Origin of the sequence: Kribbella steppae (assembly GCF_004342025.1) — a bacterium.
GTDB lineage: Bacteria > Actinomycetota > Actinomycetes > Propionibacteriales > Kribbellaceae > Kribbella > Kribbella steppae.
On sequence record NZ_SLWN01000006.1, the window covers coordinates 561,554 to 575,990 of the forward strand.

Below are 14,437 nucleotides of genomic sequence, written 5' to 3' on the forward strand. Positions count from 1 at the left end.
AGTACCGTTCTCGGGGGTCGGCTTGGGTTCTGAGCCTCCGTGCGGTTTGAATGGATCGTGCGCAAAGCTTTGGTCCTGCTCCTCGCGGCCTGCCTGATGACCGCCTCCGCCACCCTTCCGGCGGTCGCCGTACCGGTCCAGGCCGCTGTACCGGTCCAGGCGCAGGCGGGACTGCGGGCGTATCTCGTCATCACCGAGCCGAACCAGACCGGGAAGGTCACCGGCGCGATCGCCTCCAACGGCGGCACCGTCTACGCGACGTACGACGCGATCGGCGTGATCGTGGCGCACTCGACCGCGACCGACTTCGTCGCCAAGATCCGTGGGGTCGACGGTGTCCAGAAGGCCGGCGCCACCCGCACCTCCGATCTGCCCGCCGACGTCGGCGCACCGGCCGTCCCGGCGCAGGTGCCGGAAGTTCCGAGCAGTACGCCGGAGACCGACCGGCCCGATATGGCCCAGATCGGTGCGAACCGGGCCTGGGACAAGAACCCGGGCGCCAAGACCGTCACCGTCGGTGTCCTCGACACCGGGGTGGACGACCAGCACCCGGACCTGAAGGCGAACTTCGACGCCACCAAGTCCGCCTCCTGCGCCTACGGCAAGGCCGACACCCGTCCCGGTGCCTGGCGGCCGGTCGGCGAGCACGGTACGCACGTGGCCGGCACGATCGCGGCGGCCCGCAACGGAGCCGGCATGATCGGTGTCGCGCCGGGTGTGAAGGTGTCGTCGATCCGCGTCGCCGAGGCGGACAGCCAGTTGTTCTTCCCGGAGAACACGGTCTGCGCGTTCATGTTCGCCGCCGACAAGGGCGTCTCGATCACCAACAACAGCTACTACGTCGACCCGTGGCTGTTCCTCTGCCCGTCGGACCCGGACCAGGACGCGATCGCGGAAGCGGTCCGACGGTCCGTCGCGTACTCGGACTCGAAGGGTGTCGTGAACGTCGCCGCGGCCGGTAACGAGGACTACAACCTGGCTGCCAAGACCGACGACGACTCAAGCCCGAACGACTCGACCCCGGCGTTGCGCACGGTGACGAACGACTGCATCAGCCTGCCGACCGAGCTGCCGAGCATGGTCGTGGTCGCGTCGGTCGACGCAGCGGGCGCGAAGTCGCGGTTCTCCAACTTCGGCGAGAACAAGATCAACGTCGCCGCTCCTGGTGAGGGCGTCTACTCGACCGTCCCGGGCGGCGGCTACGAGTCGATGAGCGGTACGTCGATGGCGTCGCCGCACGTCGCGGGTGTGGCCGCACTGCTCCGCAGCATGGACCCCAAGCTGACGACAGCGCAGGTCCGCGCCAAGCTGTCCCAGCAGGCGAATGACCTGGCCTGCCCACCCGGCGCGTCCGGCGAGTGCATCGGCAACCAGGCGAACAACTCGTACTACGGCGAAGGCATGGTCGACGCGGCCGAGGCGGTCGGTGCGGCGGCCGCGCAACCGCAGGGTGCGGTGTCGATCACCAAGCCGTCCGACCAGCTCGGGTTCGGCGGCGCACCGGCGATTCCGCTGCTGCTGAAGGCCACCGGCGGAACGGGTGAGATCAGCTACTCGGCGTCCGGACTGCCGCCGGGCCTGAGCATCGACGCCGAGCGCGGCTGGATCACCGGCGTACTCACGCCCGGCTCCGGTCGGTACAAGGTGACCGTCACGGCACGCGACGGTGAGGCGAAGACCTCGCAGGCGAGCTTCTTCTGGAACGTCTGGAGCTTCTAGACCCCTGGATCGACGAGCAGCGGAATCGCCATCTCGTCGTCGGTCAGCGACCCGTGCAGGCCGATCAGACCGGACTCCTGCGGGTAGCGCCGGCTCGCCACCAGCGCGACCGGCCCGAGCGAAGCGACCACGACATCACCTAGCCGCGGCGCGACCCGATCCTCGACGCTGCCGAACCAGCCGAGTCCAACGGCCTCGTCGCGGCTGAGCACCAGCGCCTTGTCGCCCAGCCGTTCCCGGTAGGTCGCGAGTACGTCGGCCTCCGCGCCCTCGATGCAATACAAGTGCCGGAAGCGCGACTCGCCACCCACGAGCCGAACGCCGTCGGTCAGGGCCGGCTCGGCGTCGACGTCGACCCGGTTCTCCGGCGCGACGTCGATCATCCCGTGGTCGGCGACGACGACCAGTACGGCGTCGCGCGGCAGCGCCGACCGGACCTGGAGGGCGAACGCGTCCGCCGCTGCCAGCTCCTTGCGCCACTGCCAGGACTCGGAGCCCTGGTTGTGGCCGGTGTAGTCCAGCTGGGAGTCGTACACGTAGACCAGCGACGACGTCCCCTCGCGACTGGCGAAGCGGGTCGCGTCCAGCCGGTCCTCCACGGTGTCCGCACCGCGATGCTTACTCCCCCGGAACGCCGCCGCGGTGAGCCCGGACGTGTCGAAGCGGGCCTTGCTGACATTGCGAGTGGCCACGCCGGCCGCGGCGATCCGCTCGAACACGGTCCCATGCGGCTGCCACTTCCGCGGGTCCACCGGTGCATCCCACTGCAGTGCGTTCAGCAGCGCACCGGACTCGGGCACGATCGACGTGTAGCCGACGATGCCGTGTGCACCCGGCGGGAGACCGGTCCCGAGGCTGGTCAGGCTGACCGCGGTGGTCGACGGCACTCCGGCGGTTAGGCTGCGACCGGTCGGCAGCAGCGACGCGAGGTACGGCGCGACGTCCGCGTGCCGCTGCAGCAGCTTCCACCCCAGGCCGTCGAGCAGCAGTACGGCGTACCTGGGCGCAGGCGGTAGGCCGAGAACGTTCTGCTCGTGTGGAACCGAGAGAGCACCAGCCACTGATGGCAGGACGTCGGCGAGCGCCCCACCGCCGTACTGCGGGCTGACCACCGCAGACATCGGCACTACCTGCTGGTGGCGAACGACAGCGCCTGCGCGAAGTCGAGCACCTGCTGGATCCCGGCCGGGCCGTCGGCGGCGGCGCTGATGCGCAGCGAGATGTCGTCGGCCGCGACGGAGCCGGTGTAGCCGTGGTCGGCCTCGCAGTTCGGGTCCGCGCAGACGGCCGGCTCGAGGTCGATCCGGTTCACCATCCCCCAGCCGATCGTCAGCACGACCTCGCCGCCGCCGGACACCGCCGGGTCGGACTTGCCCGAGGCGTAGCCGGCCGGGTTCGGCACCACTCGGTTCACCACCACTGCGTTCACCCGCTGCAGCGGGATCGCCTCGGTCGAGGTCGACGCGTACGGCGCCCGGATCAGCTCGTCGGCCGCGTGCTCGTCGGTGTGCCCGACGATCAGCCGGGTCGGGGTCAGCGCAAGGATGGTGATGTGCCGCCGGACCTCGTCGCGGTCGAACGTCGGCTCGTGCTGTAGCACGAACGCGGTGATCGGTTCGCCCGCGATCGCCACCGCGAGCGAATCCGTCACCACGTCCGGGTAGTAGCCACACCGATCGATCGCCTCGCGGAGCGCGGAGGAGACATCTGCGAGTTCCGGCAGATTGAGGTCACGCATGCCCTCATCCTCGCACGTGGCGGTCCCAGCGCGATTTCCCCTTGTGGACAACCGCGATCAGTTCGCACTTGCCTTCCGCAACACCGGCGCCCCGGCGGCACCCGCGACGGCGACCAGCACCAGCCCCACCACGATCTGTCCCAGCAGGAGGAAAGCGCCGGAACTCCCCTGCGTGAGGATCTTGCCGCCGCTCAACGCCAGCCCACACAGGGCACCGAACCCCACAACGGGCAGCCCGACGCCGATCACCGGTACGACGGCTGACAGCCGAGCTGACCGCTCGATGACCGACAGCGGCACCCCCGAGCGCCGCAGCGCGCGTGCAGGGCCCGCCTGGTCCAGCGCCGTACCAACCGCTCCGGCCGCGGTCGAAGCAGCCACGGTCAGGAACACCAGCGCCAGGAGCAGTGCCACCCCGATGCGCATGTCCTGGTACGACGGATCCTCGTTCTCACCCGGCATAAACACCGAGATGAAGCCGGTGACGAAGCCACTCAGAACCAACGCGGCCACGGGCCGGAAGGCACCCTTCGGATCGTCAGCCAGTCGTCGCCCCGCCAGCAGCGCAACGGGACCGTTCGCCAGGTTCGCCAGCGTCTTGCCGATCACCTGCACCGCCCACGGCCCGATCACCCGTACTGCGAGTGCAGCCATACCAATCCCGATCAGCAACGGAACGACGGCTGCCTGCATGCCGTAGTACGCCAGCACGATTGGTCCAATCACCAGCAACCCCAGCCGCAGCGCACTGGTCGCCTTGCGAGTCTGACCACGGACGACGCCCAGCGGGGTGATGCTGACGCGGCCAAGCCCGATCAGCGCGCTGATGACGGACAGGACGGGTACGGCGGCCAGGACGACGAGCACGTTCCACCAGCTGACCGTGATGTCGTGGACGAACCAGCGGCCGCCGCCCAGCGGGATGCGCGCGATAAGTGGAGTCAGGACCGTGTAGCCAATCAGACCGACGACTGCACCGCCCAGGCCGAGCACTGCCTGTTCCACGGCGCTCAACCTGAGCACCTGGGTCCTGGTGGCTCCGGCGAGGCGTAACGCGGCGAGGCGGTGCTCACGGCGTTTGGCGGCGACACCTGCGGCCTGACCGACAAGGCTGAGCAGTGGGAACAGCACCAGAGCGATGCCGAAGGAAACTGCGATCCGCAGGCCGACCATGCGGCTGTCCATCACGTTCTCGCGCCAACTGGCGACGTACTGCGGGTGTTCTCCCACGGCGCTGGGTGCGACACCGCGAATGAGGATCAGCTCTTCCGGGGACGACAGACCCTTGTCGCTGATCACTCCGGTCGGCTGCTCCACGCCGTACTGCTTGCTGAGGCTGGACCAGCGTTTGGCCAGCTCGGGTGAGACGAAGACCTCGCCCGGCCTCGGAGTGCGGTCGAGACCTGGCGGTGGCGGGAGCTCGTTGGTTCGCAGCGTCGCGAGGTCGAGGCGGAGCATCGGGAGGCCGTCGACCAACTGGTCGTCGTCCTGGTTGATCGCACCGATCGCGGTCGCCGGGTCGGCCTTGTCGGCGCTGCGCCAGCCGATCCGGTCCGAGCGATGGACCAGGCCGAGGGATCCGGCGATCAGGAAGGTGACGAGGAGTGAAACGACGGCGGTCGCGCCGAGAGCCGCGAGGTTGGCCGCGCGTCCGCCAGGGCCTGGCCGGCGGACGAATCGCAGACCGAGGCCGGTCATGGGGCCTCCCGGCCTGGACTGACGAGCGGAGGGAGCGCAGCGACTGGAGTGACGAGGGAAGGCCGGGAGTTGCAGCCCCATGACCGGCGGCGCCGGAGGCGTGGCATCAGTACCGTCATCGGGTTCATCGGTCGGCTCCCAACGACTCGCTCACGCGGCCGTCGACAATCCGCAGCACCCGATGGCAGCGGGCGGCGACGGCGTTGTCGTGGGTGACGACCACCACGGCGGCACCGCGATGCGTGGCCGCGCCGACGAGCAGATCGATGACCTGGGCACCGGTCGCCGCATCGAGAGCACCGGTGGGTTCGTCGGCGAAGACGACCTGCGGCTCACCGACCAGCGCTCGCGCGATCGCGACGCGCTGCGCCTGACCACCGGAGAGCTCACCCGGACGACGACCGACCTCCGCGGTCAGGCCGACCTGGGCGAGCGTCATCCGGGCGCGACCGACCGCGTCACGTCGGCTGACACCGTCGACCATCAAGGGCAGGGCAACGTTCTCGTCGGCGGGCAGTTCGGCGAGCAGTTGGTTGTCCTGGAAGACGAAGCCGAGCCGGCGGCGCCGCAGGACGGTCCGGGCTGCGTCGTTCAGGTGATCAACCCGCTCACCGCCCAGCCAGACCTCGCCCTGGTCCGGGGTGAGGATGCCGGCCAGGACATGAAGGAGCGTGGTCTTGCCGTTGCCGCTCGGGCCCATGACGGCGAGTGCTTCGCCTGACCGTACGGCGACATCCACGCCGGCCAGCCCGACGACGTCGCCGTAGTACTTGACCAGGCCATGACCGCTGAGGACGACCTGCTGTTGGGGACTCTGGAAGCTCATGACCAGAGCCTGTCGCGGACGGGCGCTGGGATCGTCGGCCCGCGGACCGGTCCTGCTGTCGTCTTCCGGAGTCCTTCGTCGGGTCGTCGTAGTACTGGGGTCGTACGTCAGTCGGTCCGGAAGGCTGACGGATAGGCGTCGCGGTAGCTCATGATCGGGCCGGTCGGGGTCTCGACGGTCTCAGCGTTGAGCATCGCGTGCACGACCGCGCGGGACAGCGTGCGGGCTCCGGCGGTGTAGACCGTTTCCAGCTGGCCGAGTGCGACTGGGTCGGTCACGCTCAGCCGGGGACGGTCGTCGTCGGCGACGCGGGTCGAGAGCGCGAAGATGCTGTCGCCGTCGACCAGCGTGTGGATCGGGTCGATCGCCCGGGCCAGCCCGTCGTGCGCGATCATCGCCATCCGCTTCGTCGCCGCCTTGTCCAGCGGTACGTCGGTCGCCAGCACCGCGATCACGGTGTTCATCCCGGAACTCGGGCCGGGGATCAGGTTCCGGCCGGGCGTGAGGAGGGCCGGCTGGTCGGTCGGTGTCCGCAGGTGGGTGAACTCGTCACCGAGGCCGAACCGGGCGCCGTACAACCGGCCCTCGGTGTCCACCGCCGATCCGGCCGCGTTCACGATCACCAGCGCGCCGACCGTCGTACCGTCCTCGAGCTGGACGCTGGCCGAGCCGACGCCGCCCTTGAGCGATCGGGCCCGGGCGCCGGCGCCGGCGCCGTGGTTGCCGAGGGCAACAGGACCGTCCGTGGCGGCATCGATCGCGTCCGCGCCCCAGGACGGCTCGGGTCGTGCGGTGAAGTCACCGCCGCGGCCAAGGTCGAAGATCACCGCGGTCGGCACAATCGGTACGACGTCCCGCTCCCCCGGCCCGACCCGCACGCCTTCACCGCGTTCCTCGAGCCACCGCATCACACTCCCCGCGGTGTCCAGGCCGTACGCACTGCCACCGGTCAGCACGACCGCATTCGCGCCAGGGTTCGAGTTCACCGGCTCCAGCAGGTCCGTCTCCCGCGTGCCCGGCGCACCTCCACGGACATCCACTGCGGCCACCGCCGCACCTGGCACATGCACCACCGTCGTCCCCGTCAGGTACGGCGTATCGACCCGCTCGACTTGACCGACCAACACCCCAGGAACATCGGTGATCGCGTTGTGCGGACCCGGCGTCATCGTCATGCGCACTGTTTAGCATCCCGCCGAAATCCGGTTGCGGCGGACACTAATTTGGAAGGATGAACACTGATCTGCTCTGTGGTCTGCTGGCTGAACCGTCGAGGTTGCGGACGTACTCCGCGGTCGTCCTCGGCGCCACCACTCCCGAGCAGGTTGCCGGAAGCACCGGACTGACGGCGCCCGTCGTCCACAAGGCCCTGCAGCGACTGGCCAAGGGCGGGCTGATCACTGACTCGCCGGCCGGTCTGCAAGCCGACGAGGCGGCCTTCAAGGATGCTGTGCGGGAAGCGCGGCCGGAACGCGAGCCGCTTGATCCGGACCCGGACCGCGACGCTGTGCTCAAGTCGTTCATCCGGGACGGCCGGCTGACGATCTTCCCGACCGTGCCGGCGAAGTTCCGGATCGTGCTGGAGTACATCGTCAACAGCTTCGAACCTGGTCGCAGCTACCCCGAGTCCGAGGTCAACGAGATCCTCAACCGCTGGCATCCCGACCACGCGGCACTCCGCCGCGAGCTGGTCGACGCCCGCCTGCTGAGCCGCTCGGACAGCATCTACGTCAGGTGAGGCGGCGGGCCGGGGTGTCCTGACGGGGCTTCTCGTTCGGGGCGATGCGGATGGCGGTGTCGAGGACCGTCGCGCCCTGGGCGCCGACCAGGACCGAGCGGAGGTCGAGCTTGACGACCTCCTCGAGGTCGAGGGTCAGCCGGGAGACGCGGTGCAGGAGGTTCTCGATCGCGGAGATGTCGACCGGGTCGGTGCCGCGGTAGCCGTAGAGCAGCGGCGCCGCCCGGACCTCGCGGACCATCTCGGCGGCGTCGCGCGTGGTCAGCGGCGGCATCCGGTACGAGCGGTCGCCCAGAAGGTCGGTGGCGACACCGGACAGGCCGAACGTCACCACCGGCCCGAACGACACGTCCTCCAACGCCGAGACCACCACCGGCACTCCCGGCGGCGCCATCTTCTGTACGACGAACTGCGCGCGACTCGGGTCGGACGCGACCCCGAAGGTCTGGGTCATCTCGGCCCAAGCCCCACGCATGTCGTCCTCGTCGTGGATGTGCCGCCAGATGTCGGCCAGGTCCGGCCGCATCCGCCACTGCTCGGCGGTCGCCTTCAGGATCACCTCGAAGCCGAGATCCGCGGCTCGCTGCACCGCCTCGTCGGCGCTCTGCACCGGGAACGCCGGCAGCACCGAGATCCCGTAGAAGCTGAGCAGCATCTGCCGGTCCGCGTCGTTCAGGTCGGCGCCGTTCGGATGCCGCTGCAGGTACTCCGCGACGAAGTCCTCCGCCGCCCGGGTGTCGACGTCCGGCAGGTCGGGGATCCGGCTGTCCGACCGGCGCCGCCACTCGGCGTAGTAGGTCGCCTTGGCCAGCGCGCCAACGGCGTACTGCGGGTTCAGGAAGGACGGAATCGAGCCGCGGGCAGCACCGCCTTCGGCGTCCGGCACCCGAAGCTCCTCCGGCACGCTGCGCGACGCCAGGAACGTCGACAGCACCGGCTTGTCCGATCCCGCGGCCGCCGCGGCCACGACCTGCGCGACCTCGGCACCATTCGACTGGACCGGTGGCGTGTAGATCACCACGACCGAGTGGGCCCGATCGTCGGCGAACACCTCCGACAGCGCCGCACCGAAGTCCTCGGCGGTCGCGTCCGGGCTCAGGTTGCGCGGCTCCCCCGCGACATCCAGTCCGCAGCCGGCCATCGTGTCGAGCGCGAGCAGCGTCAGCGCGTCGGAGTTGCTGACGATCGCGACCCTGCGTCCCTTCGGCAACGGCTGGTGCGCGAGCAGCTGGGCGACGTCGAACAGCTCACCGGTGGTGTCGACGCCGATCAGCCCGCTCTGCCGGAACATCGAGTCGATGGTTGCAGGCGGCAACTGACTGCGCCGGACCATCTGACCGAGCGGCACACCCTGCGTCGAGCGGCCGGACTTCAGCGCGACCACCGGCTTGCGACCGGCCAGCCGACGCGACACCCGGCTGAACTTGCGCGGATTGCCCAGCGACTCCAGGTACAGCAGCACGACCTCGGTCGACTCGTCGGAGTACCAGAACTGCATCAGGTCGTTGCCGGAGACATCGGCCCGGTTACCCGCCGACACGAAACTCGACAGGCCCAGACCACGCCGGACCATGTCGGCCAGGATCGGCACCCCGAGCGCACCGGACTGGCAGAAGAACGCCACCCGGCCCCTGCTCGGCATCAACGGCGAGAGCGTCGCGTTCAGCGATACCTCGGGCGCGGTGTTGATCACCCCGAGCGCGTTCGGCCCGATCACCCGCATCCCGTACGACCGGGCCAGCCCGGCCAGGTACCGCTGCCGCTTCCGGCCCTCGTCACCGATCTCCGCGAACCCGCTCGACACCACGACCAGCCCGCGGACGCCCTTGGCGGCGCAGTCCAGGACCACGTCGGCGACCATCTCGGCCCGGACGGCGACCACGGCCAGATCGACCGTGTCGTCCACATCGCTGATCGTCGGGTACGCCGGGACGCCCTCGATCTCGTCCGCCTCGGTATCGGTGTTCACGGCGTACAGACGACCGGTGAAACCGCCGTCGCGCAGGTTGCGCACCAACGCGTTGCCGATCGTCCCCTCCCGCCGGCTCGCCCCGATCACCGCGACACTCGACGGGGCCAGCAGCCGGGCGATCGACAGCGCCTCCGACCGCTGCTCCCGCGCCTGCATCACGCCGAACGAGGTGTCGGTCGGCGCGATGTCGAACTCGACCATGATCACGCCGTCCTCGAACTCGCGCATGACCTTGTAGCCGGCCTCGGTGAAGACGGTGATCATCTTCCGGTTGTCCGGCAGCACCTCGGCGACGAACCGGGTGATGCCGTTCTCCCGGGCCGCCTGGGCGAGGTGCTCGAGCAGCAACTGCCCGAGCCCGCGGCCCTGGTGTGCGTCCTCGATCAGGAACGCGACCTCCGCGGTCCGGGGTCCGGTCCGCTCGTACCGCCCGACGCCGATCATCTCGTTGCCGACGGTGACGATCAGTGCCGACCGGTCGTGGTAGTCCACCTGCGTGAACCTCGCCACATCCCGGTCGGACAGCTGTGGGTACGGGGCGAAGAAGCGGTAGTACTTCGACTGTTCCGACACCCGCGCGTAGAACGCGACCAGCAGGTCGGCGTCGTCCGGGGTGATCGGCCGCAGATGAGCGGTGGCACCGTCGCGCAGTACGACGTCCGCCTCCAACTCCGCCGGGTAACCGGCGGGGTGGTGCGGGCCATACTGGGCCGGTTGCTGGGTCACCCGGCCAGCCTACTCAAACAGCCTGATGGGAGGTCGTGAATTTGGTCGAGCGGATCGCGCCGGTCCTGGTGTTTCTCGTCGCAGTGACCGTCATCGCCGAACTGGCCGACGAGGCGAAGGTTTTCGACGTCGCGGCGCGTGAGGCCGCCCACCTGGCCCGTGGTCGGGTCTGGCGGCTCTGGCTGCTCGTGGTCGCGCTCGCGACCGGGCTGACGATCGTCCTGTCCCTGGACACCTGCGCAGTTCTGCTCACGCCGGTCGTGCTCGCGATGGCGCGTCAGCTCGACATCCCGCCGAAACTGTTCGCGTTCACGACCGTCTGGCTGGCCGCGACCGCCTCACTGCTGCTGCCGGTCTCGAACCTCACGAACCTGCTCGCACTGCACCAGTTCCGCCGTCTCGACGCTGATTTCGTCGCCGTGAGTTGGCGGCCGGCGATCGCTGCGATCTTGATCACGGTGGGTGTGCTGGCGGTGCTGTTCCATCGCGATCTGCGCCGGAAGTACGTCGTACCGCCGACGCCGCATGTGGACGACAAGGTGCTGTTCTGCGGGTCGGCAGGCGTGTGTCTGCTGCTCGGACCGGCCTTCGTGTCCGGAATCGAGGTCGCCTGGCCGGCCAGCATCGGGGCGATCCTGCTGGTGGGATTGTTCGCCGTACGGCGACGGGCCGCGCTCAGGTGGTCGCTGGTCCCGGCGAAGCTGGTCGCCACCGTGGTGGGCCTGTTCCTCGTCGTCGGCTTCCTCACCGACCACGGGCTGAACACCGTACTGAGCCGGATCGCGGGTGGCACGTCCGAGCTTCGGTTGAGTGCGACCGCGGCACTCGGCGCGAACCTGGCCGACAACCTCCCGGCCTACCTGGCGATGGAACCGGTGGCCGCTGACAGCCCACACCGGATGATGGCGCTCCTGATCGGCGTCAACTGCGGCTGCCTGCTCACCCTCTGGGGCTCTCTCGCCACCCTCCTGTGGCGAGACCGCTGCGACGCCGCCCGCGTCGACATCTCCTGGTGGTCGTTCCTCTGGCGCGGGCTGATCCTGACCCCGCTCGTGGTCACCGGCGCCGTCCTGGCTCTCGGTTGAGGCCGGCCTGCGTTTACTGATTGGTAGTGGCTGGGCAATAGTGCGGGCATGAGCCCAGCGGACAGCACCGAACAGAGCACCACGGACGTCACCCGGGAGTTCCGGGAGGCGCGGGACTTTCTGGTGGCGCATCGGGAGGACTACGAGACGGCGTACCGGGATTTCAGGTGGCCGCACTTCGACCGGTTCAACTGGGCGCGGGACTGGTTCGACGCGCTCGCGGTCGAGCAGCCCGAGGTCGCGGCGCTGACCATCGTCGAGGAGGACGGTGAGGTCAACTCCCGGACGTACGCCGAGATGGCCGAGCGGTCCCGTCAAGTGGCCGGCTGGCTCACCCAGGCCGGTCTGCAACCGGGCGACCGGGTCCTGGTCGTGCTCGGCAACACGGTCCCGCTGTGGGAGACCATGCTCGGCTGTATCCGGGCCGGCGCGGTGATGATCCCGGCGACGACGCTGCTCACCGACGCCGACCTCGCGGACCGGATCGAGCGCGGCGGCGTACGGGCGGTCGTCACCAGCAGCGCGGACACCGGCCGCTACGCCGGTATCGCTGACCACTGCATCCGCGTCGCCGTCGGCGAACCGGTGCCCAACTGGCTCGTGTATGACGACTCGGCGCAGTACGAAGGTCCCGTGCCCGAGGTGGACACGGCCGCGAACGACTCGCTGCTCCTCTACTTCACCTCCGGTACGACGAGCCAGCCGAAGCTCGTCGAGCACACGCAGGTCAGCTACCCGGTCGGCCACCTGTCGACCATGTACTGGATCGGTCTGCAGCCCGGCGACGTCCACCTCAACGTCTCCTCCCCCGGCTGGGCGAAGCACTCGTGGAGCAACGTCTTCGCCCCGTGGAACGCGGGCGCGACCGTCTTCCTCTACAACTACACGCGCTTCGACGCCGAGAAGATGCTGCGGGTGCTGCAGACGTACGGCGTGACCACCTTCTGCGCACCGCCGACGGTCTGGCGGATGCTCATCCAGGCGGATCTGTCCGCGGTGAAGGTGCAGATCCGCGAATGCATCTCGGCCGGTGAGCCGCTCAACCCCGAGGTGATCGAGCAGGTCCGCAACGCCTGGGGCATCACCATCCGGGACGGGTACGGCCAGACCGAGACGACCGCCCAGATCGGCAACACCCCCGGCCAGGAGGTGAAGCTCGGCTCGATGGGCCGACCGCTGCCCGGCTACACGATCGCGCTGATCGACCCGTCGACCGACGAGATCAGCGACGACGGCGAGATCAGCATCGAACTGGCGCCGGCCCCGGTCCCGCTGATGCGCGGCTACCGCGACGCCCGGGAGCTGACCGACGACGTGATGCGCGGTGGTCACTACCACACCGGCGACGTCGCGAGCCGGGACGAGGACGGCTACATCACGTACGTCGGCCGCTCCGACGACGTGTTCAAGGCCAGCGACTACCGCATCTCCCCGTTCGAGCTGGAGTCGGTGCTGATCGAGCATCCGGCGGTCGCGGAGGCGGCCGTCGTACCGTCGCCGGATCCGGTCCGGCTCGCGGTGCCGAAGGCGTACGTCGTACTGGCCGCCGGGCATGAGCCGTCGCGTGAGCTGGCCGGCGAGATCCTGCAGTTCTGCCGGGACCACCTGGCGCCGTACAAGCGGATCCGGCGGATCGAGTTCGCCGACCTGCCCAAGACCATCTCCGGCAAGATCCGCCGAGTCGAGCTCCGCGAGGACGAGGCAGCCAAGGTCGACAGCGGACAAACCACCCAGCACGCCTACGACGAGGCGGACTTCAAGGAGGGGTGAGTCAAAGGCCGTCCGCCATGGGTAGGCGTGCTGGAATGGGCGGATGTCTTTTGACACCGGGCTGGGGCTTGCGGCGGTTGTCGTCCTGCCGCTGCTGATCGCGATCGGCGTCGGCGCGTCCCGATACGCCGGGCTCCGGCACGACAAGGGCATCGTGACCGCGGCGCTGCGGGCCGTCGTGCAGCTCAGCGCGGTCGGTCTCGTCGTCGGCGTCGCCCTCCAGCACACGCTGGGCGCGATCGCCTTCGTCCTGGTGATGTTCGTCGTCGCCACCTTCACCAGCACCCGGCGGATCCACTCGACGGTCGCGATTCCGCGGCAGTGGGCCTACTGCGCGACCGCGATCGGCTGCGGTGCGTTCGTCGTACTGCTGCTGCTCATCCTGCCCGGTGTGGTGCCGCGGAACCCGGCCACGATCCTGCCGATGGGCGGCATCATCATCGGCGGCACGATGACCGCCACCACGCTGGCCGGCCGCCGGGTGCTGAGTGAGTACGGCACCCGGTACGGCGAGTTCGAGGCCGGGCTGTCGGTCGGGCTGCTGCCGCCCGACGCGTTCAAGCTCGTGGTCGGGCCGGTCGCGGGTGACGCGCTCCTGCCCGCGCTGGATCAGACCCGGACCGTCGGGCTCGTCTCGCTACCCGGAGCGTTCGTCGGGATGGTGCTCGGCGGGGCATCGCCGACCGAGGCCGCCGCGCTCCAACTGGTGGTCCTGATCGGACTGGTTGCAGCCGAGTCGCTGGCGATCCTCACCATCACCGAGCTACTGGCCCGCTCAGCCCTCCCAGACGGGCGTACCGTTTCCTCATGACCGATGACAAGAGCCTCTTCAGCCGGATCGACGAGCTGGTGGCCGAGGAGCACGAGCTGCGCACCAAGCACGCCGCCGGGCAGATCGACGATCAGGACGAGCGGACCCGCCTGCAGGCCCTCGAGGTCGAGCTCGACCAGTGCTGGGACCTGCTCCGGCAGCGCCGCGCCAAGCGCGAGTTCGGCGAGAACCCCGAGGACGCCAAGGCCCGCTCCACCGACACCGTCGAGGGCTACCTCGGCTGACGCATTTCAGCGGATAACCGGCTCTCCTGACGCATGTGTGGGTGATTTGAGCGCGCCTTGAGTGGCGCACGCCGTTCCCTGTCTAGGTTTCTGAGCTGTCGAGGAACAG

12 protein-coding genes are annotated in these 14,437 nt (G+C 69.3%); 6 read left to right on the forward strand and 6 right to left on the reverse strand.

Features of this window, described 5'->3' with window-relative positions; genetic code table 11:
* Positions 1 to 57: 57 nt before the first annotated feature.
* Complete coding sequence (locus tag EV652_RS20370) at positions 58 to 1,719, forward strand: S8 family peptidase (protein WP_242001879.1); 1,662 nt, start codon at positions 58 to 60, stop codon at positions 1,717 to 1,719.
* Here EV652_RS20370 and EV652_RS20375 read toward each other — a convergent pair.
* The 5 genes from EV652_RS20375 to EV652_RS20395 all read right to left on the reverse strand — a co-directional run bounded on the left by EV652_RS20375 (position 1,716) and on the right by EV652_RS20395 (position 7,156).
* A complete protein-coding gene (locus EV652_RS20375; protein WP_132210741.1) occupies positions 1,716 to 2,840 on the reverse strand; it encodes an alkaline phosphatase family protein in 1,125 nt (374 codons plus the stop codon). The two genes, EV652_RS20370 and EV652_RS20375, sit on opposite strands and share 4 nt — an antisense overlap.
* Positions 2,841 to 2,845: 5 nt before the next feature.
* Entirely contained in the window at positions 2,846 to 3,457 is a 612-nt protein-coding gene (locus tag EV652_RS20380; RefSeq protein ID WP_132210742.1) for a DUF5998 family protein, read from the reverse strand.
* 57 nt (positions 3,458 to 3,514) lie between these two features.
* Positions 3,515 to 5,155, reverse strand: coding sequence for an FtsX-like permease family protein (locus EV652_RS20385; RefSeq protein ID WP_158441200.1), 1,641 nt, complete (start codon positions 5,153 to 5,155; stop codon positions 3,515 to 3,517).
* A gap of 124 nt (positions 5,156 to 5,279) precedes the next feature.
* Positions 5,280 to 5,981 (reverse strand): ABC transporter ATP-binding protein, encoded by a 702-nt coding sequence (locus tag EV652_RS20390; RefSeq protein ID WP_132210744.1) that lies wholly within the window; start codon positions 5,979 to 5,981, stop codon positions 5,280 to 5,282.
* A gap of 107 nt (positions 5,982 to 6,088) precedes the next feature.
* Positions 6,089 to 7,156 carry a P1 family peptidase gene (locus EV652_RS20395; protein ID WP_242001880.1) on the reverse strand — a complete coding sequence of 356 codons (1,068 nt, stop codon included), beginning with the start codon at positions 7,154 to 7,156 and terminating at the stop codon, positions 6,089 to 6,091.
* Between the two features lie 56 nt (positions 7,157 to 7,212).
* On the opposite strand from EV652_RS20395, the gene EV652_RS20400 reads away from it, so the two are divergent.
* The gene (locus tag EV652_RS20400; RefSeq protein WP_132210745.1) at positions 7,213 to 7,719 is read left to right on the forward strand and encodes a DUF2087 domain-containing protein; all 507 of its coding nucleotides are present in this window, start codon (positions 7,213 to 7,215) and stop codon (positions 7,717 to 7,719) included.
* Here the strand turns inward: EV652_RS20400 and EV652_RS20405 are convergent.
* Positions 7,712 to 10,417: a bifunctional acetate--CoA ligase family protein/GNAT family N-acetyltransferase gene (locus EV652_RS20405; RefSeq protein WP_132210746.1), complete on the reverse strand. Its 2,706-nt coding sequence runs from the start codon at positions 10,415 to 10,417 to the stop codon at positions 7,712 to 7,714. The genes EV652_RS20400 and EV652_RS20405 overlap by 8 nt on opposite strands.
* Positions 10,418 to 10,452: 35 nt before the next feature.
* On the opposite strand from EV652_RS20405, the gene EV652_RS20410 reads away from it, so the two are divergent.
* The 4 genes from EV652_RS20410 to EV652_RS20425 are packed head-to-tail and all read left to right on the forward strand — an operon-like array spanning position 10,453 to position 14,328.
* Positions 10,453 to 11,502: an ArsB/NhaD family transporter gene (locus EV652_RS20410; RefSeq protein ID WP_132210747.1), complete on the forward strand. Its 1,050-nt coding sequence runs from the start codon at positions 10,453 to 10,455 to the stop codon at positions 11,500 to 11,502.
* A gap of 48 nt (positions 11,503 to 11,550) precedes the next feature.
* Complete coding sequence (locus EV652_RS20415; protein ID WP_132210748.1) at positions 11,551 to 13,272, forward strand: AMP-binding protein; 1,722 nt, start codon at positions 11,551 to 11,553, stop codon at positions 13,270 to 13,272.
* Between the two features lie 43 nt (positions 13,273 to 13,315).
* Positions 13,316 to 14,083, forward strand: coding sequence for an ABC transporter permease (locus tag EV652_RS20420; protein WP_132210749.1), 768 nt, complete (start codon positions 13,316 to 13,318; stop codon positions 14,081 to 14,083).
* Complete coding sequence (locus EV652_RS20425; RefSeq protein WP_132210750.1) at positions 14,080 to 14,328, forward strand: DUF2630 family protein; 249 nt, start codon at positions 14,080 to 14,082, stop codon at positions 14,326 to 14,328. The genes EV652_RS20420 and EV652_RS20425 overlap by 4 nt, the downstream gene beginning before the upstream one ends.
* The last annotated feature ends 109 nt before the right edge of the window (positions 14,329 to 14,437 follow it).